Consider the following 25197-nt stretch of genomic DNA (forward strand, 5'->3'; position numbering starts at 1 on the left):
CTGCTAATCTTTGTTCAAAAAATCTTCTTTTGTCCTATTTACGCAATTCCGCTCCGAATTGCTCTTCCAGACGAGCCACTACACGGGCATGAACTTCAGTAACTTCCTCATCGGTGAGTGTACGTTCACGATTCCGGTATACCAGTGCCATCGCCACGCTCTTCTTGTTTTCACCCAGTTTACTGCCAGTAAACACATCGAATACCTGTACGTTTTGTAACAATTCACCCGCCGATTCACGAATGGCGCGCAGCATATCTCCAGCTTCAACATCCTCATTCACAACAACCGCGATATCACGTTCCATGGCTGGGAAACGCGGAAGCTCACGATAACGAATGTCAGCGTCTGCTTCGCTGTAGATCGATTCAAGTGCAATCTCTGCGATGTACACATCATTCAGATCATACTGCTGTTGCAGTTCCGGATGCAATTGACCCAATGTACCGATCAATGTGCCTTCCCCGCCATCCTTACCTTCCAGGTAAACCGATGCGGAACGTCCCGGATGGAATCCTTCAGGGCTGTTTGCTACCAAGCGAATGCGTTGTTCAAGCCCCACATAGGCGAACAGATGCTCAAGAGCACCTTTCAGATCGAAGAAGTCTACTTTCTCCGCTCCAACATTCCACTGCTGGCTTGCACGATTCCCGGTGAGCAGCAGCCCCAGTACTGGGATTTCATGCGGTTGTTTGGTCAACTGATCTTCTTCGGTGAAGAACACATTGCCCACTTCAAATACAGCCAGTGAATCCTGTTTACGGTTCATGTTATACACCGCTGCATCCAGCATTTGTGGCAAAATACTCGTACGAAGCACACTGCGGTCTTCACTCATCGGCATCGCGAGTTTCACGGCTTTACTCCCTTGTGTCAACGCCGGGAACAGGGTCGCTTTATCCGGGTGCACAAAGGAGTAACTGATCATTTCCTGCCAGCCACTGCCTGAGAGCAGTCCACGAATGGTGCGGCGCATTGCTTGAGAACGTGTATATGCCCCTGGAGTCGTGGGTCCTTCAATCCATGTGGTTGGAATGTTGTCGTATCCGTACAGGCGTGCAATCTCTTCAAACAAGTCTACATCGAGCGTAATATCCCCTCTGCGTGTTGGCACTTCCACATCCAGCAATCCTTGATCAGCATCACCACATGCAAAGTGCAAGCGAGCGAAGATCGTTTTTACCTCAAGCAAAGACAGATCCGTTCCCAGATAACGATTCAGTCGGTCCAGCGACAATTGAATTACACGTTTCTCCGCAGCTTCTGCTCCAGCTTCCACGATTCCCTGATGCACTTCACCTTCAGCATAACGCTGAATCAGTTCAGCCGCACGATCCAAAGCCGTAATCACCGCACCCGGGTCTACTTCCTTCTCAAAACGCATGCTTGCTTCGGAACGCAGCCCCAGTTGGCGCGACGTTTTCCGAACAGTTCCGCCGTCGAATTTGGCGGACTCCAAGAGCAGATTCACCGTGCCTTCTGATACTTCGGAATTCTCGCCACCCATAACCCCAGCGATGGCTACAGGTTTCACACCATCTGTGATGAGCAACATGTGCGGCTCCAGTTTACGCTCCTGTCCATCGAGCGTAACGATCGTTTCGCCTTCGTTGGCCATCCGCACTTCAATATGACCTTTTTCCAGCTTATCCGCATCGAATGCATGTAGCGGTTGACCATATTCCAGCATGACATAGTTCGTGATATCAACGATGTTGTTGATTGGACGAACACCTGCAGCCATCAGACGGTTTTGCATCCACAGCGGGGAAGCACCCAGCTTAATGCCGGTTACATAACGAGCGGCATAGTGACTGCATTGCTCCTGTGCCTTAATCTCTACAGAGATATGATTCGCGGCTGCATCACTCACTTCAACCAGTTGGTCTTTGGGATTCGGCAGCTTCACTTCACGACCTAGGATGGCACCTACTTCATAAGCTGCACCACGCATGCTGAGACAGTCGGAACGGTTCGGTGTCAGGTCCAGTTCAAGTACATGGTCGTCGAGACCAAGAGCCTGGCTGATCGGCGTGCCCACCTCTGTTTGTTCCGGTAGAACAAGAATACCTTCCTGCTGATCTTTCGGCAGCAATTTGTCGTTCATGCCCAGCTCTTTCGCAGAACAGATCATCCCAAGGGATACAACGCCGCGCAATTTGGCTTTTTTGATATCCAATCCACCAGGGAGCTTCGCTCCAACCAGAGCTACAACTACTTTTTGGCCTGCATCCACATTTTTCGCACCACACACGATCTGCAGATCTTCTTCCTGGCCAGCATCGATGACACATACATTCAGTTTGTCAGCATCCGGGTGTTTCTCCTTGCTCTTCACATAACCTACCACAACTTTATTCACGCCCTTGTTGCGGTTCTCCACTACATCAATCTCGACACCCGCACGGGTGATTTTCTCCGCCAATTCCTGTGGCGTCACACCTTCAAGGGAAATATAATCAGACAGCCAATCTGTCGATACTCTCATGGACGTTCACTTCCTTCATCTATAAATTGGTATTCCCGGTTCATAACGTTTGCTCTATAACTGTTGATCCATTGTATTGTTGGTTACAGCCGTCCGAATTGCTTCAAGAAGGTCAGATCGCTATTGTAGAAGTGACGGATATCATCGACACCATACTTCAACATCGCGATACGTTCTACGCCCATTCCGAATGCAAAACCGCTGTATTTCTCCGGATCGTAGCCGCCCATTTCCAGCACTTTCGGGTGAACCATACCGCCGCCCAAAATTTCGAGCCAGCCGGTTTGCTTACATACCCGACAGCCGCTGCCGCCACATTGTACACAAGTTACATCCACTTCCGCACTTGGCTCCGTGAACGGGAAGAAGCTTGGACGCAGACGAATTTCCGTGTGGGAACCGAACATTTCGCGCACGAATTGCAGCAGGGTTCCTTTCAGATCGCTCATACGAATGTTTTCGCTAATGACCAATCCTTCAACCTGGTTGAATTGGAAAGAGTGCGTCGCATCGTCGTCATCACGGCGGTATACTTTACCTGGGCAGATGACTTTGACAGGCACTTCGCCCTTCATACTCTGCATGGTACGTACTTGAACCGGAGACGTATGAGTACGCATCAACAAGTCTTCTGTAACATAGAAGGAATCCTGCATATCGCGCGCCGGGTGATTCTTCGGCAAGTTCAATGCTTCAAAGTTGTAATAATCCATTTCGACTTCAGGACCTTCCGCTACACGGTATCCCATGCCGATGAAAATATCTTCGATCTCCTGTACCACTTTCGTCAGTGGATGCAGTCCGCCTTGACGTCCACGACGTCCTGGCAAAGTCACATCAATCTTCTCGGATTGCAGACGCTTCGCCGTCTCTTCCTTCTGGAACTGATTCTGCTTGCTGTCGATGACTTCCTCAATGGCAGCCCGAACATCATTGGCTACTTGACCAATAACTGGACGTTCCTCCGCACTAAGTGCACCCATACCGCGCAAAATTTCAGTTAATGCACCCTTTTTCCCCAAATACTTTACACGCAGATCACCGAGCGTCTGCGGATCATTCACACCAGACAACTGCTCCAGCGCTTCGATCTTCAATGCCTCTAAACGTTCTTTCATGTGTAATTGCCCCCTTTTTGTGGTGTTTTTGCAACAAAAAAAGGCCTTCTCTCCCCTGAAGGGACGAAAAGACCGTGGTACCACCCTTGTTAGACATCCATTGCTGCGTGGCCCTTTTGGCCTGCAACTGGTTCTGTCTCACTTTGTACGGAATAACGACCGTTAACCGTTTGCCCCTACTGTTGCCTCTGTGTCTGCACACAAACAGGTTCAGGGAACCGCTTCGGAGTGAATTTCGGCAGCCTTGTTCTACAGAAACGCTCTCAATCTACGGCGCTTCCTCCCTGTCCAGAGGCACTGCTTACTTGTCTCCATCATCACGTTTGCTTAGTTTACCCATATCGATATAATCATCGATGATCGTTCATAATTATATGCAAAATAAATCGAAATAGCAAGCCGTCCATGTTCTAATTTATGCTTGCACCTTTATCTTTCAATTGTTTTAGGCGCTGCTGGATTTCCCGAATCTCAGTTGTCTCGACTGCTCGCTCATTCCAATGCTCGGGCTGTGTTAGACTGTCTTTTCCAGCAGTGCTCACAGGAGATAGCAACTCCGACAGGCGCATCTCCAATCGCAACCGCTCGTCATCGGATTCCCGTGTCTCCAGCGCATGCTCCCGAAGTTTGCTGGACTGCTCCCAATCCGACACGCCTCCTTCAAACAGGGTTGCTGTGCCCCCAGCTTCCAGATCGCACAATCGATTCGCGAGTGTCTTCGTCAGCATCCGGTCATGAGATACAAGCACCAAAGCACCTGAAGCCTGTTTTAATACATTCTCCATGACTTCTTGGGTATCGATGTCCAGATAGTTCGTCGGTTCGTCCAGCACCAGCAGATTCGCTCCGCCAAAATACAATCTCAAAAATGCCACTCTGCACTTTTCCCCCATGCTCAAATCCCCAATACGCTTGAACACATCATCCCTGGAAAACAGGAAACATCCCAGAATGGTACGTGCCGCACTTTGAGTCATGGATGGAAGGGTAAGCAAACTATCAAGAAGCGTTAGATTCTCGGGAAGCCCTTCCAGCTCCTGTGAAAAGTATCCGATTCTCAGCTGTGGATGCCGTGTGACCTTGCCCTGCGAAGGTTCCAGCTCTCCAATCATCAACTTCAGCAGTGTCGTCTTGCCCGTTCCGTTAGGACCCCGTGCGGCAAGTCGATCTCCACGTTCAACAGTGATTCGAAGGTTGCGAAGCACTGGCTCGTTCCCCGTATATGAAAAACTCACCTCTTCCAGCGCGAGAAGCTGGCGTGCAGCCAGTGGATTCATCTGCAATTCCATGTTCAACTTTGCAGCTTCACGAGGTTTATCGACCCGTTCCCGCTCCAAACGTTCCAGCTGTTTTTGTTTCGCATGGTAACGTGAAATATTTTTGTTGGCTTTGGCCTTGTAGAAGCTCTGGGTGATCTTCACCTCCACATCGGTCGCTGAATTATGCGCTTTATGGAACCATTCCTGGTAGTTACGAATCGTTTCTTCCAGCGCCTTACGCTCCAACTCCTGCCTGCGGTAGATCGTTTCCTGTTCCCGTAATTCACGCTCTTTGTGGACCTTGTATTCAGAGTATCCGCCTTTATATTTGGTCAGGGCATCTGTACTGAACTCAATGACTCCTGATGCTACCTGATCAATAAAGGTTCGATCGTGAGATACAAATAACAGCGTGCCTTCATATGAGGATAACCACTCTTCAAGCCAGCGCATGCTCCCCTCATCCAGATGATTCGTCGGTTCATCCAGGATCAGGAATTTGGGCTTGCTGACAAGCAGTCCCGCCAAACGCGCCTTTGTTTTTTGTCCACCGCTCAAGGAATGATAGGATCTGTTCCAATGCTCTGCGGATAATCCAAGGCGTGTCAGTACCTTCTCTACCTCAGTTTCCCACATATAACCGTTCAGCTGTTCATATTGCTCCATCACTTGCGTATAGGCTGCAAGCAGCTCATCATCAGCTTCTGTGCTACTGCTCAAACGTTGTTCCAGTTCTTCCAAGTTCCGTTTCACTTCATAGATCTGACCGCTCTCACGCCGGACCGCATCCAGTACATTCATACCCGTCTCAATCTCCGAGCGCTGGCGCATAAACCCCCATTCCTGCTGCGGGATATGACGTTCAATCCGTCCACCACCATGCTCTTCACCCAAAATGATGCGTAATAATGTCGTCTTGCCGCATCCATTGCGACCCAGAATAGCGAGTCGTTCGCCCTCATTAATCTCCAGATTCAATCCTGTAAACAATTCAATGCCGTTCCATTCTTTTGATACTTCATGTAAGCGTACCAATGTCATCATGAGGCCTCATCCTTCCTGCATCCTTTTTGCTAAACAAAAAAACCGCTGGCATCAGCCGGCGGTTTGGCAATTCAGGGTTGGATCAAGCATTCAAAGACAGATCTAAGGTAAGCTACGGCATGAACAAAGAAACCCCAAACAAAGGGTACTCGTAAACCTCAAAGGCTTACTTGTTCCATACCTTTTCCCATAGCTGAATTTGGACACACGAATCCCCTCATTGCTCAGCCGCTCTGGCTGACTGCGTCATAAAACTGTCTGCAGTTAACTGGGGTCAATTCATGTGTTTTACTTCATGGGACGTATGGTTACCTCTCATTCATGTGTAGTATCAATTTCTCCGTTATTGTACCAGATCATTGTAAAAAAGCAAAGGTTATATAAATTAATCTCAAGAATTCTTACTACTCGCCAATCCGATGACAATGCAGCCTTCTGATTGCTTTTATTCAAAAGTTTTTATTCCAAAAGTTTCTTTTAAGACAGAAAAAAAGCCCTTGCATCGCAAGGACTCCGGTACTGCTTCGTTAAGCGGGTGATGGGAATCGAACCCACGCTATTAGCTTGGAAGGCTAAAGTTCTACCATTGAACTACACCCGCATGAATGAAGGTTTAATTGTTAAGTTCCGTTCAGAAGTTAACAGTGATTTTACAAATAATAATATACCATGATCCTCAATAGCATGCAAGTCGTATTTCCATTTTTTTCATTACACATCTATCTAAGAAAAACATCTATCGACGTACTTTCACAGAAGACAGACCGCATTTAGCTGAAGATTTTCTTGCGATAATCGAATTGTTCAGCTCCGCTGAAAACGTATAAATTCCATTATCTAAAAAAAGCAGGAGCACCCTCGCGCCCCCGCTGTTCCCTATCCTGTGGGCTTATCCACATCTCTCAAAAACTGCTTTTCAAATTCAGCGGCTTTAATCGGTTTGCTGAAGAAATAACCCTGAGCCTCGTGACAGTGCTGATTGCGAAGAAAGATCATCTGGTCTTCGTTCTCCACGCCCTCCGCAGTCACTTTCAATTGTAAATGATGCGCCATTGAAGTGATGGTAGATACAATCGCAGCGTTATTGCTGTCCTCCATGACTTCATTAACAAATGAACGGTCAATCTTGAGCCGATCAATCGGCAGATCCTTCAGATAGTGCAACGAGCTGTATCCCGTTCCAAAATCATCTATACTGATATGCACACCAATTTCTTTGATTTTGCGCAACTGTTCGAAGGATCGGTCTTTGTCAAATGTCATGCTCTCTGTAATCTCCAGTTCAAGCCATACAGGTTCTAGTCCGGTCTCCTTGAGAATGCCATTGATATTGTCCAACAAGTGGGAATGCCTAAATTGTCTCATCGACAGATTCACCGAAACACACAGCTTACGATAACCGGCTTCCTGCCACTGTTTGTTCTGTGCACACGCTTCACGAAGCACCCATTCGCCAAGAGGCACAATGAGCCCACTTTCTTCTGCCAGAGGAATAAATTCCGCCGGAGATACCGAGCCTCGCTGCGGATGCTGCCAACGAACCAATGCTTCCATACCCACGATTAGACCGCTTTGCAGATTAACCTGCGGCTGGTAGACCAGGTAGAACTGACCTCGATCCAACGCCTTGCGCAGATCATTCTCAAGCTGCAAACGCTCCTGTGCCTTCATCTGCATCGCATGGGCAAAACGATTCAGTTCCATTCCTTGTTCCTTGGCACTGTGCAGAGCCGTATCCGCATTCTGAATAATCTCCTGGGGCGACTCACCATCATGCGGGAAAATAGCCATCCCGATTCCAAGTGTAAGATGATACTCATTGCCATCAACCAAGACCGGCTTCTCAAAAAGTTGCAGAATGGATCTTGTCCGACGCAACGCTGTATCAGTTGAACTAAAATCCCTCATCGTCAATGCAAACTCATCTCTTCCCAATCCAAAGACTTCTTCTCCTGGAAGTGACGAATGTTTCAGTCGTTGACCTACCTGACGCAAAACCCGGTTAGCTGCTTGCTGTCCGAGCGAATCATTAATGGTCTTGAACCGATTAATATTCAGGACCAGCACACCAACAAGCTGTTCCTCCACCACGGCATCATCCATCATCTTTTTCAACTGTTGTGAAAGACGACGACGATTTGGAAGTCCTGTTACATCATCATGATGAGCAATATAGTTCATCTTGGCTTCCGCGACCTGCTGTTGCAGGAAAGGCGTGTCCACTACGGACGTATACAGTCCTTTTTGAATGAAAAAATAGGCCATACAATTACTCAACAATCCTAACAGCAGATTGAGATCATTCACCCCAGTTGCTGAAACAAAATAACATTCACCAAAAAAGAAACACAGAATGCCACATAGTATGGTTGGTAGGTCACCATCTTTGGTTTTTTTCCATTGTACGAATAAAAGAACTGCAATAATGCCATAGAGCAATCCGACCATAAAATGAACTCGGGTGAAGATTCCACCAAGCACATCCCCATCAAGCATACTCGGCAACATACTCCATTCCTGAATAGCCAGTATGTACAAAATAACAAAGGTACCCAATGTCCCACTGAACAGTAAAAATTTGCGTGGTAATGCAATTTCTTTCTCATTTACGGTATACACGAGCAGCAAACCTACTGAACATACCAAGGATCCCATGGTTGACATCATTAAGGAGAACTCCGATTCCATCATGGCTCCATTTGGAATCTCTTCTGCAAATGAAACGATATGAACCAGTTCAAACATACCAATCAATAAAAAGAGTGTTGTCAATAATGTCCTCCGAAGAGTTAGCTTCTGTGTCCGGAACAACCAGCTTTGATTATAGATGCCGATACAAGCCGCTGCCGCAGCGAATCCACCCAAGAGTGTCAAAACCGGGTAACCCGATATGATCAGATCAGAGCTTGAAGAAGAACGAAACCATTGACTTGCGAGGAAACACAATAAGCCGCAAACAGCGACCCAACTTATTTTTCTCTGATCTTGCAGATTAACCTTCATGCCGTGTTTTCCTTCCCGGGATCACCTATCCTGAATTACATTAACCAAACTTAACAGCTTATTACATGATTCGACAAAAAACATATTAACCAACGTTCAATTCACATGCATACACATGCTATCTGGTACATAATAACATTTAATTCTACATACGTGAACTAAAAAATAGTCACTCCTAGGAATATTTATTCATAAATATAGAGAAAAACAAGGCATTAAGAACTAAAAAAACATGGATCTCCAGTTAGAGTCCATGTTCTTCTAATTTGCAACTGTATTTCAGACTATATTACTTATCAAAATTCACTTCTGGTGTTGTTAATTTATCATAGAAATCAACAACCTTATCCTTGTCTTCCGTTGAGCGAATCGCCATCGCTGAACGTGGATGCTCGTCCAACGCACCTGTAATCATGTAAGGCAGAATGTAACCCCATTCTTCTTTTTCTCTCAGTGGAACCATCAACTGTTCCAATACACCAAGTACTGGACGCAGATTGTATTTTGTTCCCTTCAGATGAGCTACCAGCAATTCGGTTGGACAGTTTCCTGCCGCACGTCCCATACCATACACAGAAGCATCAAGCAGCTCAACGCCGAGTTCCGCCGCAACCAATGTGTTAGAAAACGCAAGCTGCATATTATTATGTGTGTGAACACCAAGACGTTTGTTAGGCAAATGAGTCTTGAACTTCTCTACCAGGTATTTCACATCATTATGATCCAGACTACCGTAAGAATCTACAATGTAGACAACATCTACAGCACTTTCTTTGATCAATTCAAATGCTTCCAGCAACTCATTCTCCATGACATTAGAGAGTGCCATAATATTAAGTGTAGTTTCATATCCACGATCATGGAATGTTTGAACCAGCGCGAGCGCCTTATCTACATCTTTGCTGTAGCAGGCAACCCGGATCAGATCCAGCATGCTCTCGCTGCGAGGCAAGATATCATTCTCGTCCACACGTCCAACGTCAACCAGTGCAGACAGTTTGGTATTGCCTTTTTGAGGAATAACTTTACGCAAGAAATCATCATTCAGAAAACGCCATGGTCCTGCTTCCTCGGCACCTTTTAGTAACTTCGGAGAGTTTTTGTATCCAATTTCCATATAATCAACGCCAGCTTCATTCAACCCAGCATACAACTGTTGAACAAAGTCCACGCTAAAGTCCCAATTATTCACCAATCCGCCATCACGGATCGTACAATCTACAATTTTGCAATGATTTGTCTTCATTAATGTCTGCTCCTTTTCTGACCAACTTGTGTATTCCTCTCATGATACTTGAACGTGACAAGAAAAGTAAAGGGATTCCGGACTTATTTACTTCGATAAGATTTCCAGATTCGATCAATCTCAATCATATCTGAACCATCTGGAACCTTTCCTCCATACCTCACGCTGTTATACGTATCTGGCAGTCTTGCAGACAGCTCATCTTCTTCTAGCTTCACACCATTCTGAATAATGGTCTGTGCAGCCTCGAGCGGAGTGTGCGTCCCTTGTATTCCCACTCCTCGATGAGCAGCTCTGTCAATCCAAGTCCGATAGTAATACCGAACACGTTCAGCATCCTGTGCAGGTACCACTTCTTTTCTCCGAAACCAATTCTTCCGAACTTTTGCTGGCGCATCAAGCGTCTCACTCACATCGATATACTCTGTTCGTGGTTCCGCCTTCTTTTCACCAGGTTGTAACATTCCCTTGAATCGGTCCATAAGTCTGTTTATCGTTCTTCGTCCCAATCTCAGAAGCAGCCACAGGATTGCTCCTGCTACAGCACACATCACTACCCACCCCAGAATATTCCAGAACACAGAGGGCTCGGATGGGGGCTCTCTCCAGTCATTCGGGAGATTTAGCGGCTGATTGGGGGTGTCCATTGGCAATCGTGGCTCCTCGCCGGAAATCGGACCAAACCATCCCCTGATCCATGCGAGCAAGCGGTCACGTAGCGGCCCCAACCAGGCAGCCAGACTTGGGAAAGCACCGATCGCGACGATGACAATAAACATCCACATAAACCGCTGATGATTCGCACGTGCAAAATCTCGTAAAACCAATCTTCTCTTGCCATCATTGAGCATTGCCTGATCCAGTTGCAGCATATATCGTCCAACCAGCCAAAAGGCAAAGCTGATCACTCCCGCAATATAGATCCATGGGGTATAGACACGTATCGGCTGCATGAATTCCAACGGGTTCGAAGCAATCGTAAGCACGATCGCACTGATTACACCCATAATCTGCAAGCGCCATAACAATACAGAATGAAAGACTGGCTGGAAGGTCAGACCTGCATAAGCCGAGATGACTCCACACAGTACCAATGTGATGATATCCGGCAACGGGAGAATGAGGCTCATTCCAACAACGAGTCCGAAGAAAAATCCTACGACGAGTGCCGTTACTCCACGAATAAATGTACTTTTCTCGCTAAAACCCGGAATTTTATGCTGAATGAATTGTCCCAACCAACCCACGAGAACAACCAGGATGAATAATGTGTACGGCAAATGTTCCATGGCATAGAATGAAGCGAGCGTAAGCATCGGAAATAGGTATATACCAGCCATCAGGACGGCAAGCATCGCTATGAGTCCCTTGGTCGTTGCTGCCTGTCTGTTCCTCATGCACTCACCGCCTTCATATTACCCTTTACGTCTTCTACCGGGAGAATCGTCACACGATGTCCTTGCTCGTGCAAACGTGCAATCTCGTGCTCCATAGCAGCAGATACATAGGATGTAATCAGCAGATAGCTGCGGATTTGCTGTGCTTCTTCATTCAGTCGTACTTCATCATTCAGGAATTGCTCCATCGGCACCATGCATTTCAGTTCTGTCTCAGCCATAGCTTCTAGTATTCTTTCCAGATGGGGTGTGCCATAATCTGGCTCAATCCGAAGTGTATCGCGGCCTCCACCCACATGATAACCATTATGGGCGAAGCCTGCCGGCAACCCTCTACCAATGGCATCTACTGCAGCCGTGGCAGCGTAACGGAGTGCCCGTTCAATCTTTTCCGGTCGAGTGACAACACTCCACATATCTGCAGATTCCTGAATATTGACTACAATCCAGGATTGCGGATCAGCTGTCCATCCCTGCTTGTAGACTTGTAATTCACCTGTACGTGCACTCGCTTTCCAGTGAATACGATTCATGGGGTCGCCTGCGCCATAAGGCCGAACACCCAGAATTAAGAAAGGATCTTCAACGATCCATCGTGATACTTCCACTTCTCCCTGCCATACTTGATAAATTGCAGGAAGATCCTCTGCATTCACTAATGAAGGATACACGACCATAGACATTTGCAAAGGAATCGGTTTGGTGGAACGCCACACGCCAAAGAGATCCCCACCTGTCATCGTTGCTGTATTTAATGGATAAATCCCACGCTGAGTACATGCAAAAGGATGTTTGCGCGTAATACGAGTAAACGGTTTCAACGTAAAAATACTCTTATGGTTCTGATAGATTTCGCCTTGGCTAATATCCATACCTGAGCCGGAACGAAATACAAACGACACAGGCATCATCGATTCAAGTCTGAGCCAAGGTACGGAGACTCGTTTCTCATTCGATATCGTCTCCACCATCTCAAGTTCATCTCCAGCGTAACAACGCAGCTTGCTGAATTGTCTGCTGTACTTGAGCTTTCGCAGTGCAGGTCGTCCGAACCACACACCATGTATAACAACGACAATGCCTCCAACAAGGACAAGCCATAATAATGCCATAAGATTAACGCCCGCTTGTAGCGAGATTCTCCGTAGGCACTTCTGTCTGATTCAGAAGTTCCTGGATGATACGCTCCGCCAAGCCCTCTTGTTGTCTAATCCGGTTACGAAATACAAGTCGGTGGGCGAGCACAGGTTCCGCCAGAACTTTAATATCATCCGGCAAAACAAAGTCTCTGCCATGCAGTGCAGCCCAAGCCTGACTTGCCTTGAGTAATGCCTGAGCCCCTCGTGGACTTACGCCAAGCGAGAGCTCGGGATGTTGCCTTGTCGCTTCGGTTAACTGAATGATATATCGTAGCAAATCTTCGTTGATTTGCACTGTTTTATGCGTATCCTGAGCCTTTAAAAGTTCTTCGCGACTGATCACTGCTGTGAGATCATCAACAGAACGGCTGGCTGCCGTACGTCTCAAAATTTCTACACTCTCTTCACTGCTTGGATAACCCATGCGAATTTTCATCATAAAACGATCCATCTGAGCCTCAGGTAGCGGAAAAGTTCCCTGATTATCTACGGGGTTCTGGGTGGCAATAACGATAAATGGCCGTTCCAGTTGTCTCGTTGAGCCGTCGATACTGATCTGGCGCTCTTCCATGCACTCCAGCAAGCTTGATTGCGTACGCGGTGTAGCCCGGTTAATTTCATCGGCTAGTACAAGATTGGCGAACAAGGGCCCAGGTCTGAATTCAAAATCACCTTCTTTTTGATTAAAAAAATGAATTCCTGTTAAGTCAGAGGGCAGCAAGTCTGGTGTAAACTGTATCCGTTGGAATGTGCAGTCCAATGAAGAGGCTACCGATTTGGCGAGCATCGTTTTTCCGGTACCCGGTACATCCTCCAGCAGCACATGTCCTGACGCTATAATCGCTGTCATCACCAGCTCTATGGTATGCTCTTTTCCCACAATCACTTTCCCCACGTGATCCATCAATTGTTGATTCATTCGTTCCATTCCCTGGATTTCCATCTGCATCTCATCCTTCCGTTATGGAGCTTATGTATTCGCATTCATTACTAACTATAACCCTAATTGGCAACATAAAACAAAGGAGTCGGCAAATGGCCGACTCCTTGACTCCCCGCTCTTCTCAAAATACCAAAGGTAACATAATCATAAACCGCGTACCTTCGCCTTTTTTGCTATCCACAGAGATGGTGCCTCCATGGTTCTTGATGATTCGGTAACTCACCGAGAGTCCAAGCCCCGTTCCGCTCTCCTTGGTTGTGAAGAATGGGTCAAACAGACGTACAAGCGTGTTATGGTCCATCCCATGACCGTTATCCGCGATGGAGATCTGCACGAACTTGTTTTCCGTGGCAGTAGATATTCGAATTAGACCGGTATGTTCTTCGCCGACTTCCTCAATGGCATCCATTGCATTTTTCACCATATTCAAAATAACCTGCTTAATCTGTTTGACATCAATGGACACATTCAGCGGGGCATCCCCTTCATCCAGTATGATCTCGCATCCCTTCATCAAACCTTCGCTTTCTGTCAGCAAGACCACCTCTTTGAGTAAAGAGTCAACGGACATCACGGTCTTCTGTGGAGCCGACGGTTTGGAAGAATTCAAAAATTCGTAGATGATGTCGTTCGCCCGATCAATCTCCGTCAATATGATCCGCGCGTACTCATCTTTGCCGAGCTGTAGCAAATGGGGCCTGAGCAATTGGATGAACCCACGGATTGCAGTCAACGGATTACGAATTTCATGAGCAATAGATGCTGAAATCCGCCCCAGCATCGCAAGTTTGTCATTTTGATAAGCGGTCTGTTCAATTTGTTTATAATCAGATACATCTTTGACGCTGAACAAAAAGTCCCCATCCATCTGATCACCGTACGTCACAGTAACCAGCCAATGCCTTCCGTATTCATCGATCAACTCATGATAGCGCTTACGGTGAAAAATGGTTTCCCGATAAATACGTAAAATTTTCTTTTTCTTGAATCGGCTCATCTGCGGATGATGCAGCATTTGCATCAGGGTGCAGCCGCTCAACAGACTTCTCGGAAGTTCCAACAACTTTGCCATCTGAACGTTAATAAACGTCAATACACCGTGACTGTCAAACAACATAATACCGCTATCCAGATGTTCCAGTACATTCTCGTACTTGTTGTTATCCAGATGCACAGGCGGGAATCCATCCGTTGGTTGAGGCACTGTATCCTGAAATTCACTAATCATGTCAGGTTCCTCCTTTTCACGTAAATGATAAACTTGCCATTCGGACATCATATCATCACAGAAACAGGAAGGGCCGATTTTATTTTTCATTACCGGTGCCCTTTCGTTGGGGGGCTGAGCGCCGAAAATATGGATGGCATGTCCGGAACTCAAGCTGGTCTATTCCCGGTAACCAACAGTCGATCCGGAAAATCATATACGTTTGTTCCATTCTGACCTTCTCCTATTCCCAAACACGAACATTTTTTGCTCCGCCTCTTTTGCAAGTCTGCTTTTATCATAGACAAGTTTATAGAAGAGAGTCAATCGGAGAAAGTGTCGAATGGAAATTATTTTAAAAAAAACCTCGAATTAGTTCCAGAAACAAAGCACAAAAACGAAGCCGTTTCACCCAAGGGGCAAATCAGCTTCGTTTTTAATATCTTTAAATTGTGATATATCCGAAATCATCTATAGTCCGGTCTTATTATGCTGAATTTTCAGTCTGCGCTGACTCATTACAGCTAATCGACGTTTAAGTTCGCTTTCCCACTTCTCGTCTTTGGTTTCTTTGGCAAGCCTGAGCAAATCCAGAGCCATATCAATCTGGCGCTGTACAATGACCATGGCATCCTCGCTCTCACGGTTTACACAGTTTTCGAAAATGGCATCCTCATCTTCTGTAACATAATCTTGAAAGTCGATCTCGGATGCACCGTCTCCATGCGCATATTCAGCCAGAATTTCGTATTCGTTTTCCACTTTATAATGTACCTCAACCCGGTGACACACCGGGCAAAACAGCAGGGGAACATTATGAACCTGGGTGCGGTAATGCTTCAGCGTGCCCTTCGTTCCAACCATACTTGCCCCACAACAGTAACTCATTTTTGTTCACCCTCCTTATTACGTGCCGGGACTTTTTTGTTAAAATTCAATCCCGTACACTTCCAGCACTTCCGAAAAGGTAGTTCCATCAGTGTATCACATTCATGTACAGATTATAAATGCAGAGCACCGGAATATTTACCGGGTTTCCATACCCTATTCGCCTTAAAGGCCATCAATTCCTCTTTCAGCAGATAAAAAGAAGACTTTCTTCTAATATATTATTAACACGCTTGACTGCTTGTTCAAACACTTTTGATTAACTTCGTGATAACTTCCGGCAAAAGGGTGCAAAAAGCCCTCAATCCCTAAAGGGATGAGGGCTTGAACAAAAACCGTTCAAGTTAACCTGGCTTACAGGTTAGTGTCGCCTGGTTTCCAGTTCATTGCACACAATCCGCCGGATTGCAGTGCTTGCAGTACGCGAAGTGTTTCTTCAACACTACGGCCCACATCGTTGTGGTTAACTACTTGATATTTCAATTCGCCTTCTGGATCGATGATGAACAGGCCGCGCAATGCTACGCCTTCTTCTTCGATCAGAACGCCGTAATCTTTAGCCACTTGCTTCGTGATGTCGGAAGCCAGCGGGAAGTTCAATTGACCCAGACCATTGCTGTCTACAGGTGTGTTGATCCATGCTTTGTGGCTGTGTACGGAGTCTACGCTCACGCCAAGGATTTCAGTATCCAAAGCTTTGAATTGCTCGGAAGCAACGCTCAAAGCTGTAATTTCAGTTGGGCACACAAATGTGAAGTCCAAAGGATAAAAGAAGAATACAAGCCATTTGCCACGATAATCGGACAGTTTAACGGAACCGAAATCTTGTCCATCTCCCGATACTGTTTCCATTGCGAAATCCGGTGCTGGTCTACCAACCAAACGTTCTGCCATAACTAAAAATTCCTCCTTTGGGATTATGTAAGCATCCATATGGATTGCTCATCATCAAGAAAAACGCGAACGTCTTTCCTGTAATTAAAATAATTTGATACTTGATAACAAGTACAAGTAAAATGTTATCATCCGGACTTCCCAAAGTCAAGATTATAACCATTATTTTTTTATAATAATTATAAATAAGGATTTTTCGTGCCAAAAATCATAAAGGAACAGCCCTCTGTACATTCCATAACTGGAAACAAAGGGCTGCCATGTTGTTGGTATTATAACTACGCCTGCTTCTGAATAGCCGCTACGATCAAATCGCCCATTTCGGTCGTGCTGATCGCTGTACTCTTATCTACAGCAATATCACTCGTGCGGTGTCCTGCGTTCAATACATCCGATACAGCTGCTTCAATGGCATCTGCACCTTCTGCATAACCAAAGGTTGTGCGGAACATCAACGCCAAAGAGAGAATGGTTGCAATCGGATTAGCGAGGCCTTGACCTGCGATATCCGGTGCAGAACCGTGTACCGGCTCATAGAGTCCAAAGCTGCCTTCTCCCAGTGATGCAGATGCAAGCATACCGATGGAACCCGTCAGCATCGCTGCTTCATCACTCAAAATATCTCCGAACATGTTTTCCGTTACAATAACATCGAAGCTGGCTGGACGACGAAGCAATTGCATCGCGCAGTTGTCTATCAGCACATGCTCCAGTTCAACATCCGGATAATCAGGGGCTACCCGATTCACAACTTCACGCCAGAGACGGGAGGTTTCCAAGACGTTGGCTTTGTCTACAGAAGCCAGCTTTTTGCGACGTCCTTGCGCAATTTCGAATGCCTGACGAACGATCCGCTCCACTTCTGTTACATTATATGCACAAGTATCTACTGCCTCTTCACCCTGTGCACTTTCACGTCGGAACTTCTCACCGAAGTAGATACCACCTGTCAACTCACGTACCACCATCAGATCTGTACCTTCAAGTACTTCCGGCTTCAGCGTTGAAGCATCTTTCAAGCAATCAAATACGACAGCCGGACGCAGGTTGGAGAACAATCCGAGTGCTTTGCGAATACCCAGCAGGCCTGTTTCCGGGCGAAGCTCCTTGCTGTTGTTATCCCATTTTGGACCGCCAACCGCTCCAAGCAGGACTGCATCTGCACTTTTACATACGCTCAGTGTTTCTTCCGGAAGAGGTGTACCCTTCTCATCAATCGCGATTCCGCCAAACAGGGCATGCTCTGTCTCAAAACGATAACCGAATACTTCCTCCGTACGTTTAAGAACTTTCTCAGCCTCAGCTACGACTTCAGGGCCGATTCCGTCACCTGCAATAACTGCAATTTTTTTCACGTCTGCCATTGGGTTGTCCACTCCTTATATTTCATTCATTAATTATTCATAAAGTAACGTCTCATATTAACTCTCTCTTTTGTATCATATTCCAAGGTCATTTGACCAAGATATACAATCTATGACTTTAATAGATTTTACCTATAAGCTAATAGAGATTAACTTTCACAAGTTGTTCCGACCCTCCGAGTAAGGTAAAATATAGCTGAATTCAAATCAGGTACGCAGGAGGGATAAGCAACATGCAATATTCGTATTTGGGTAAATCAGGCCTCAAGGTCAGTCGAATCTGTCTCGGTACCATGAATTTCGGGCCTGCTACAGATGAAAAAGAAGCTTTCCGCATTATGGACGCCGCACTCGATGCAGGGGTGAACTTTTTTGATACCGCTAACATTTACGGTTGGGGTGAAAATTCCGGTCTTACCGAAGAAATTATCGGACGGTGGTTTAATCAGGGCGGTGGCAGACGTGAAAAAGTAGTGCTGGCCACCAAAGTCTATGGCTCCATGCATGATGATACAGATGGCCCAAACAACGAAGCTGGCCTCTCCGCCTACAAAATCAGACGGCATCTAGAGGGTTCCCTCCGCCGCTTGCAGACCGATCATATCGAGCTGTACCAGATGCACCATGTTGACCCAGCCGTATCATGGAATGAACTGTGGGGCGCATTTGAGAATGCCGTTCATCAAGGTAAAGTCGGTTATGTAGGATCGAGTAACTTTGCTGCATGGCAGATTGCAATCGCTCAAAGCGAAGCCAACAATCGTCATTTCCTCGGCCTGGTATCCGAACAACATAAATATAGCCTCAACTGTCGTTTGCCTGAGTTGGAAGTACTGCCCGCAGCCAAAGAGCTGGGCCTCGGCGTCATTCCATGGAGTCCACTGGATGGTGGATTACTGGGACGTAACGCTCTTCAGAAGCTGGAGGGAACGCGCAGCGGAGGAATCGCTGGACGGATTGAGCAGCAGCAGACTCAGCTTGAAGACTTCGCTGCACTCTGTCGTGATCTCGGCGAACCACAGGATACGGTGGCATTGGCCTGGGTTGCAGCCAATTCGGCAGTGACCGCCCCGATTATTGGACCGCGTACGTTGGAGCAGTTTGAGACCGCACTCAAATGTCTGGACGTGACTTTGGATGAAGCCGTGCTCAAACGTCTGGATGAGATTTTCCCGGGTCCAGGTGGACATGCACCTAATGCATACGCGTGGTAATAGCTTGATAGCGTAAAGTAATGCAATAGGTTACCGTAGAGAATGCACTGTGTTTCACTGCCATAATCATATAAAATACAAGCAAAAGAGTCTGACCCTCCATAGGAGAGTCAGACTCTTTACGTACCTTACTGAACGGAACAAAGCAGGCCGAACGATCTTCTATATCCATTCAAAATGAGATAGATCGTCCTGTCAGCGTACATGTGTCCCAACTATAAGTTCAGTCCAATGAAGGGTTCGTGCTTGCAACACCGGAATGAAGCCTACAGGTTCACATTTACACGATTTGTGTATGTCTTGCGTTTCTCAATTAATTGATTCAGACCGTCCACATAGGCACGTGCACTTGCACCCAATATATCTGTGCTTACACCACGTCCTTGTACCGAAACCTGTTTTTGAGTCAGCACAACATGTACTTCACCCAATGCATCCTTGCCATGTGTTACCGATTTGATGGAATAGTCAGACAACGTTACGTCTTCCCCACTCACTTGGTCAATCGCATTGTAGATTGCATCTACCGATCCATTACCCTCTGCTTGCTTCTCAACCGTATCCCCGTCAAGCGTCGCAATGCGGACTTTGGCTGTGGGTACCGATTCATCTCCGTACGTAACAAAGATCGATTCCAGTTTATACACCTCAGGTGCATCCTGCAATTTCTCTTCAATCACGGCAAGCAGATCTTCGTCAGTAACTTCTTTCTTCTTATCAGCCAGTTCTTTGAACTGGGCAAAAGCCCGATTCAATGCTTCTTCGTCCAGCTCATATCCCAGATCAATCAACCGCTCACGGAAGGCATGACGACCAGAATGTTTACCCAGTACAAGCTTGCTTTCCTTCAGACCGATAGACTCTGGCGTCATAATCTCATATGTTGTTTTTTCCTTCAGCATGCCGTCCTGGTGAATTCCGGATTCATGTGCGAAGGCGTTCGCCCCAACAATGGCTTTGTTTCCTGGCACAACCATACCTGTCAAACGGCTAACCAAACGACTGGTCCGTGCAATCTCAGACAACTGCAGTGAAGTTTTCGCCTGGAAAAACTCCTGACGTGTCTCCAGCGCCATAGCAATTTCCTCGATCGCCGTGTTGCCTGCACGTTCACCAATGCCATTGATCGTACCTTCGATCTGATCGGCTCCGTTGAGAATAGCTGCAAGTGTATTGGCGGTCGCCATACCCAGGTCATTATGACAGTGGGCACTCAGCTGTACCTTTTCAATACCGTGCACATTCTCCTTGAGATGTTTGAAAATGTTTCCGTATTCATATGGGCTCAGGTAACCAACCGTATCCGGAATATTCACAACGGCTGCACCTTCTTCAACAGCCATATTCACCATTTCCACGAGGAAATCATACTCGGTACGACCTGCATCCTCAAGTGAGAACTCGATCTTCGAAAATGTTTTCTTCGCATAACGAATCGCGGAACGAGCTGTATCCAGTACCTGTCCTTTGTCCATACGCAATTTATGTTGGCGGTGAATAGGGGAAGTTGCCAGGAATACGTGAATGCACGGGTCCTGTGCGCCTTTGAGTGCTTCCTTAACCGCATCAATGTCTTGCTCTCTGGAACGGGACAAGCCAATTACAGTAACATTTTTAACCGCTTTTGCTACTGCATTGACAGCTGCCAGGTCACCTGGAGATGCCGCCGGGAAACCAGCTTCCATCCGGTCAATGCCAAGCCGCTCGAGCTGATGGGCAATTTCCACCTTTTCACGAGTGTTCAGATTGACTCCCGGGGATTGCTCTCCATCACGCAGCGTTGTGTCAAATACATAGATTTTACGCACGCTTCGCACCTCCTGTACTTGTATTATAATGTTTCTCTGAACCAGCAATAGCGGCTCACGCATAAGCACGGCCGCTATTCCCAGTTAAAGCTCTAAGTTTACTTGAATACCTTAAAGTGCAGGTTCTAAAAGTTAATGCTTACTTCTTGATCCAGTGCATCATCTCACGCAATTGTCCGCCAACCACTTCGATTGGGTGTTCAGCTTCGTTACGACGAGTTGCTGTCAAGAATGCACGACCGGATTGGTTCTCCAGAATGAAGTCACGTGCGAATTTACCTTGTTGGATATCCGTCAGCACTTCTTTCATTGCTTTCTTCGTATCTTCAGTTACAACGCGAGGTCCAGTTACATAGTCACCGTACTCAGCTGTGTTACTGATGGAATCACGCATACTTGCAAGTCCGCCTTCATACATCATGTCAACGATCAGCTTCAGTTCGTGCAGACATTCGAAGTATGCCATTTCAGGAGCGTAACCCGCTTCTGTCAATGTTTCGAATCCAGCTTTTACCAATGCACTTACGCCACCACACAGAACAGCTTGCTCACCGAACAAATCTGTTTCTGTTTCTTCACGGAAGGAAGTTTCGATAACCCCTGCGCGTGTACAACCGATACCTTTAGCATAAGCCAAACCGATTTCTTTTGCTTTACCCGTTGCATCTTGCTCGATCGCGATCAGGCCCGGTACACCAAAACCTTCCACATAAGTACGACGTACCATGTGACCAGGGGACTTAGGAGCTACCAGCAATACATCGCTGTTTTTTGGAGCAACGATTTGACCGAAATGAACGTTGAAACCGTGGGAGAAGAGCAATGCAGCGCCTTCTTTGAGGTTTGGTTCGATTTCGTTTTTGTATACAGAAGCTTGAGTTTCGTCAGGGAGCAAGATTTGAACTACATCTGCGCGGCTTGTTGCTTCAGCCGGGGACAGAACTTCAAATCCGTCATTTTTTGCAGTGTCGAAGGATTTACCTTCACGAAGTCCGATGACTACGTTCAATCCGCTATCACGAAGGTTTTGGGCTTGGGCGTGGCCCTGGCTACCATAACCGATTACCGCAATCGTTTTTCCTTTCAATACGTTAAGCTCTGCATCCTGTTCATAATAAGTAGTTACTGGCATGTTTATAAGTCCTCCTTTGTATTGTAAAGAACCCTTCATTAATGAGCGGGTGTCTCAAGGGACCGCGACTCGCTTGGAGTATCAAAAGCTTCTCTGGTTTGATTCGATCCGTTCAGACACCCGCCCATTAATGCGGGAATGTAGCTATATTTTCAAGCGTTACATCACTAAAATGTTAAATTACAGCTGTTAAGGGACTGACACTCACTTAAGATCAACTATATATGTTAGCTAACCGTCGTCCCTCTTCATCATTATAGCTTTATACGTTGCCGCGTACCAATGCAGTTATGCCTGTACGGGACAATTCACGAATGCCATATGGCTTGAGCAATTCAATCATGGCATCAATTTTGTCTGTATCTCCGACCACCTGCACAATCAGGCTGCCTGGACCAACATCTACAACGGATGCGCGGAATGTTTCTACCACACCCAGAATCTCAGGACGCTCGGAAGGCTCTGCTTTAACTTTGATCAGGGCGAGTTCACGGGCTACCATCGGTTTCAGGCTGAAATCAACCACTTTAATAACATCGATGATTTTGTACAATTGTTTCTCAATCTGCTCCAGTGTTTTATCGTCACCAATGGTGACAATAACCATCCGGGAGAGTCCGGGTTCTTCTGATTGACCCACTGTAATACTCTCAATGTTAAATCCGCGTCGACCGAACAACCCTGATACCCGCTGAAGGACGCCTGGCTGATCGTTAACCAATATTGAAATCGTATGTCTTATCATTCGTCAGCATCCCCCATCAGCATTTGATCAATTGTTGCTCCCTGCGGAACCATTGGATACACATTTTCATCCTTGCGTACCACGAATTCTACAACGACTGGGCCTGGTGTATCCAGAGCTTCCTGCCAAGCACGTGCCGCTTCTTCTTTATTCGTTGCACGCAATCCTTTCACGCCATATGCTTCAGCCAGTTTTACAAAATCCGGACTTCCTGCCAGATCAATGTGGCTGTAACGGTTCTCATAGATGATCTCCTGCCATTGGCGGACCATTCCGAGTACCTGATTGTTAATGATCACAATTTTAACCGGTATATTGTTAATGGCACAGATCGCGAGTTCTTGAGAACACATCTGCATTCCGCCATCACCGTTAATGGAGATAACGAGTCTGTCCGGATTGGCCATCTGAGCACCAATAGCAGAAGGGAATCCAAAGCCCATCGTTCCGAGACCACCTGAAGTTACCCATGAACGCGGTTGATTAAATTTGTAATATTGTGCTGCCCACATCTGATGTTGTCCCACATCCGTAGTTACAATCGCTTCACCTTTGGTTGTATCATTCAGCATTTCAACAACCCACTGGGGTTTCAGCACTTCGTCTGAATCCGTATAGCTGTAAGGTTTCTCTTGCTTCCACTGTTTGATCTGGTCTCTCCATGCATCTGCACGCTCGGCACGTCCAACTTCTTTGTTGGCTATTTCCAGTACAGTCTTCACATCACCAACGATTGGAATATCAGTTGCAATATTTTTACCAATCTCTGCCGGATCGATATCGATATGAACGATCTTGGCATGTGGAGCGAAACCATCCAGCTTGCCTGTTACCCGGTCATCGAATCGTGCGCCGATATTAATCAGCAGATCCGCTTTTTGAATAGCCTGATTGGAAGTGTACGTTCCGTGCATACCTGGCATACCCGTCCATAATTCATGACCGCTTGGGAAAGCACCCAGACCAAGGAGAGTCGTTGTAATTGGAATGCCTGTCTTCTCAACAAACTCGAACAGTTCTTCATGTCCACCCGAGTACACCACACCGCCACCAGCCAGAATCATTGGACGTTCTGCTTCCTGAATGGCTTGGGCCAAACGGTCAACCTGCAGTTTGTTTGGTACTGTCCGTGGATTGTACCCTCTCAATATAACAGGTTCAGTTGTCGGTTCAAACAATGTTTTGTTCGCTGATACATCTTTCGGGATGTCGATCAGTACAGGACCTTTACGACCGGTATTGGCAATATGGAATGCCTCATGAATTACACTGGACAGATCTTTTACATCTTTCACCAGGTAACTGTGTTTCGTGATTGGCATTGTAATCCCGGTAATGTCCGCTTCCTGGAAAGCATCTGACCCGATCAGGCTCGAAATAACGTTCCCCGTAATGACTACGAGTGGTACTGAATCCATATACGCTGTTGCAATACCCGTAACCAGATTCGTTGCTCCTGGTCCGGAAGTAGCGATGCAGACACCAACTTTGCCGCTTGCACGTGCATATCCGTCAGCTGCATGTATTGCTCCTTGTTCGTGACGAGTGAGAACGTGTTTGAAATCTTCGAAACCATACATCGCATCGTAAATGTACAACACTGCGCCGCCCGGGTAACCAAATACGCACTCGACACCTTCAAGTAACAAGCTTCTCAGCAGAATTTCGGATCCGCTAATGACCTCCGGCTTCATCCATTTTTCACGTAATTCATCTGTTGACCGCACTTCTGGAATTTGAGCTCCCATCAGTCATCCTCCTCTCGAAATTTACACCATTCTGACATTTAAAGTTACAAAAAAAACCTTCCATCCCTGCAAACAAGTTCATGCTTGCGAGGGACGAAAGGTTATCGCTTCCGTGGTACCACCCAACTTTGCCCGAAATTTCGCAATAACGGACCTTACCAGGTACAACAAAACGAATAGCTCAAACGAACATAGTCGTTTCCCATACCTGTTGTCTGTAACGCAGACATACGATTTTCCCTAATACGCGAAAGGAGTGACATCCAGTGCTTTTCAGGAAAACAGCTCCGAGGTGAGCTCGTATATAAGGGATAATGGTGGTGGTTTCAGCAATTCCAGCCACTCTCTGAGCAAAAGAGCCCTTAAAACTTCGTCCTCTTCATAGCCGATGAAATATTCTCGTTAAATGTTAGGAACATTATATGATTCCTCCAACCGATAAGTCAATACCTGTTTTGCATAAAAATTCAGAGAACCTTCCTTCCTCCCTCTTCAACCTTTAAGGTTGCCCTAATCCCAGCGCTTCATTCAGTCACCTTTTATCTTGCTTCGGGCATAGG

The 25197-nt window shown here is 46.5% G+C and carries 17 protein-coding genes and 1 tRNA gene; 1 reads left to right on the plus strand and 17 read right to left on the minus strand.

Annotated elements, in window-relative coordinates:
* Positions 1–34 precede the first annotated feature (34 nt).
* The 13 genes from pheT to leuB form a co-directional block, all read right to left on the minus strand.
* Positions 35–2488, minus strand: a complete 2454-nt coding sequence (pheT, locus tag AB4111_RS07720; protein ID WP_442031043.1) for a phenylalanine--tRNA ligase subunit beta — start codon at positions 2486–2488, stop codon at positions 35–37.
* 83 nt (positions 2489–2571) lie between these two features.
* Positions 2572–3606: a phenylalanine--tRNA ligase subunit alpha gene (pheS, locus tag AB4111_RS07725; protein ID WP_442031044.1), complete on the minus strand. Its 1035-nt coding sequence runs from the start codon at positions 3604–3606 to the stop codon at positions 2572–2574.
* A 410-nt stretch (positions 3607–4016) separates the two neighbouring features.
* On the minus strand, positions 4017–5909 hold the full coding sequence (gene abc-f, locus AB4111_RS07730; RefSeq protein ID WP_442031045.1) for a ribosomal protection-like ABC-F family protein: 1893 nt from the start codon (positions 5907–5909) through the stop codon (positions 4017–4019).
* Between the two features lie 530 nt (positions 5910–6439).
* Positions 6440–6510, minus strand: a tRNA-Gly gene (locus AB4111_RS07735).
* 275 nt (positions 6511–6785) lie between these two features.
* On the minus strand, positions 6786–8912 hold the full coding sequence (locus tag AB4111_RS07740) for a bifunctional diguanylate cyclase/phosphodiesterase (RefSeq protein WP_442031046.1): 2127 nt from the start codon (positions 8910–8912) through the stop codon (positions 6786–6788).
* A 289-nt stretch (positions 8913–9201) separates the two neighbouring features.
* A complete protein-coding gene (locus AB4111_RS07745) occupies positions 9202–10158 on the minus strand; it encodes an aldolase catalytic domain-containing protein (RefSeq protein ID WP_442031047.1) in 957 nt (318 codons plus the stop codon).
* A gap of 83 nt (positions 10159–10241) precedes the next feature.
* Positions 10242–11555 (minus strand): DUF4129 domain-containing protein, encoded by a 1314-nt coding sequence (locus AB4111_RS07750; protein WP_442031048.1) that lies wholly within the window; start codon positions 11553–11555, stop codon positions 10242–10244.
* Complete coding sequence (locus AB4111_RS07755; protein WP_442031049.1) at positions 11552–12667, minus strand: DUF58 domain-containing protein; 1116 nt, start codon at positions 12665–12667, stop codon at positions 11552–11554. Before AB4111_RS07755 ends, AB4111_RS07750 begins: the two co-directional genes overlap by 4 nt.
* A gap of 4 nt (positions 12668–12671) precedes the next feature.
* Positions 12672–13637, minus strand: coding sequence for an AAA family ATPase (locus AB4111_RS07760; protein WP_442031050.1), 966 nt, complete (start codon positions 13635–13637; stop codon positions 12672–12674).
* 121 nt (positions 13638–13758) lie between these two features.
* On the minus strand, positions 13759–14865 hold the full coding sequence (locus tag AB4111_RS07765) for a PAS domain-containing sensor histidine kinase (RefSeq protein ID WP_253432742.1): 1107 nt from the start codon (positions 14863–14865) through the stop codon (positions 13759–13761).
* 450 nt (positions 14866–15315) lie between these two features.
* Positions 15316–15732: a hypothetical protein gene (locus AB4111_RS07770; protein ID WP_017689649.1), complete on the minus strand. Its 417-nt coding sequence runs from the start codon at positions 15730–15732 to the stop codon at positions 15316–15318.
* A gap of 354 nt (positions 15733–16086) precedes the next feature.
* Positions 16087–16626 (minus strand): peroxiredoxin, encoded by a 540-nt coding sequence (locus tag AB4111_RS07775; protein ID WP_036610146.1) that lies wholly within the window; start codon positions 16624–16626, stop codon positions 16087–16089.
* A 278-nt stretch (positions 16627–16904) separates the two neighbouring features.
* Positions 16905–17990 carry a 3-isopropylmalate dehydrogenase gene (gene leuB / locus AB4111_RS07780; protein ID WP_442031051.1) on the minus strand — a complete coding sequence of 362 codons (1086 nt, stop codon included), beginning with the start codon at positions 17988–17990 and terminating at the stop codon, positions 16905–16907.
* Between the two features lie 233 nt (positions 17991–18223).
* On the opposite strand from leuB, the gene AB4111_RS07785 reads away from it, so the two are divergent.
* Positions 18224–19204, plus strand: coding sequence for an aldo/keto reductase (locus tag AB4111_RS07785; protein ID WP_442031052.1), 981 nt, complete (start codon positions 18224–18226; stop codon positions 19202–19204).
* Positions 19205–19470: 266 nt separating this feature from the next.
* Here AB4111_RS07785 and AB4111_RS07790 read toward each other — a convergent pair whose 3' ends face one another.
* The 4 genes from AB4111_RS07790 to ilvB all read right to left on the minus strand — a co-directional run bounded on the left by AB4111_RS07790 (position 19471) and on the right by ilvB (position 24637).
* Positions 19471–21012 carry a 2-isopropylmalate synthase gene (locus AB4111_RS07790; protein WP_442031053.1) on the minus strand — a complete coding sequence of 514 codons (1542 nt, stop codon included), beginning with the start codon at positions 21010–21012 and terminating at the stop codon, positions 19471–19473.
* A 139-nt stretch (positions 21013–21151) separates the two neighbouring features.
* Entirely contained in the window at positions 21152–22144 is a 993-nt protein-coding gene (gene ilvC, locus AB4111_RS07795) for a ketol-acid reductoisomerase (protein ID WP_062833429.1), read from the minus strand.
* A 262-nt stretch (positions 22145–22406) separates the two neighbouring features.
* Positions 22407–22889 carry an acetolactate synthase small subunit gene (gene ilvN, locus AB4111_RS07800; RefSeq protein WP_024628317.1) on the minus strand — a complete coding sequence of 161 codons (483 nt, stop codon included), beginning with the start codon at positions 22887–22889 and terminating at the stop codon, positions 22407–22409.
* On the minus strand, positions 22886–24637 hold the full coding sequence (gene ilvB / locus AB4111_RS07805) for a biosynthetic-type acetolactate synthase large subunit (RefSeq protein WP_442031054.1): 1752 nt from the start codon (positions 24635–24637) through the stop codon (positions 22886–22888). Before ilvB ends, ilvN begins: the two co-directional genes overlap by 4 nt.
* Between the last annotated feature and the right edge of the window lie 560 nt (positions 24638–25197).

It is taken from the genome of Paenibacillus sp. 2KB_22 (genome assembly GCF_052115745.1).
In the GTDB taxonomy this organism is placed as follows: Bacteria; Bacillota; Bacilli; order Paenibacillales; family Paenibacillaceae; genus Paenibacillus.

Excerpts from the sequence above, each read along its gene's own strand:
- pheT (WP_442031043.1), bottom strand. The coding sequence starts at position 2,488 with ATGAGAGTATCGACAGATTGGCTGTCTGATTATATTTCCCTTGAAGGT.
- pheS (WP_442031044.1), bottom strand. The coding sequence starts at position 3,606 with ATGAAAGAACGTTTAGAGGCATTGAAGATCGAAGCGCTGGAGCAGTTG.
- abc-f (WP_442031045.1), bottom strand. The coding sequence starts at position 5,909 with ATGATGACATTGGTACGCTTACATGAAGTATCAAAAGAATGGAACGGC.
- AB4111_RS07740 (WP_442031046.1), bottom strand. The coding sequence starts at position 8,912 with ATGAAGGTTAATCTGCAAGATCAGAGAAAAATAAGTTGGGTCGCTGTT.
- AB4111_RS07745 (WP_442031047.1), bottom strand. The coding sequence starts at position 10,158 with ATGAAGACAAATCATTGCAAAATTGTAGATTGTACGATCCGTGATGGC.
- AB4111_RS07750 (WP_442031048.1), bottom strand. The coding sequence starts at position 11,555 with ATGAGGAACAGACAGGCAGCAACGACCAAGGGACTCATAGCGATGCTT.
- AB4111_RS07755 (WP_442031049.1), bottom strand. The coding sequence starts at position 12,667 with ATGGCATTATTATGGCTTGTCCTTGTTGGAGGCATTGTCGTTGTTATA.
- AB4111_RS07760 (WP_442031050.1), bottom strand. The coding sequence starts at position 13,637 with ATGGAAATCCAGGGAATGGAACGAATGAATCAACAATTGATGGATCAC.
- AB4111_RS07765 (WP_253432742.1), bottom strand. The coding sequence starts at position 14,865 with ATGATTAGTGAATTTCAGGATACAGTGCCTCAACCAACGGATGGATTC.
- AB4111_RS07770 (WP_017689649.1), bottom strand. The coding sequence starts at position 15,732 with ATGAGTTACTGTTGTGGGGCAAGTATGGTTGGAACGAAGGGCACGCTG.
- AB4111_RS07775 (WP_036610146.1), bottom strand. The coding sequence starts at position 16,626 with ATGGCAGAACGTTTGGTTGGTAGACCAGCACCGGATTTCGCAATGGAA.
- leuB (WP_442031051.1), bottom strand. The coding sequence starts at position 17,990 with ATGGCAGACGTGAAAAAAATTGCAGTTATTGCAGGTGACGGAATCGGC.
- AB4111_RS07785 (WP_442031052.1), top strand. The coding sequence starts at position 18,224 with ATGCAATATTCGTATTTGGGTAAATCAGGCCTCAAGGTCAGTCGAATC.
- ilvC (WP_062833429.1), bottom strand. The coding sequence starts at position 22,144 with ATGCCAGTAACTACTTATTATGAACAGGATGCAGAGCTTAACGTATTG.
- ilvN (WP_024628317.1), bottom strand. The coding sequence starts at position 22,889 with ATGATAAGACATACGATTTCAATATTGGTTAACGATCAGCCAGGCGTC.
- ilvB (WP_442031054.1), bottom strand. The coding sequence starts at position 24,637 with ATGGGAGCTCAAATTCCAGAAGTGCGGTCAACAGATGAATTACGTGAA.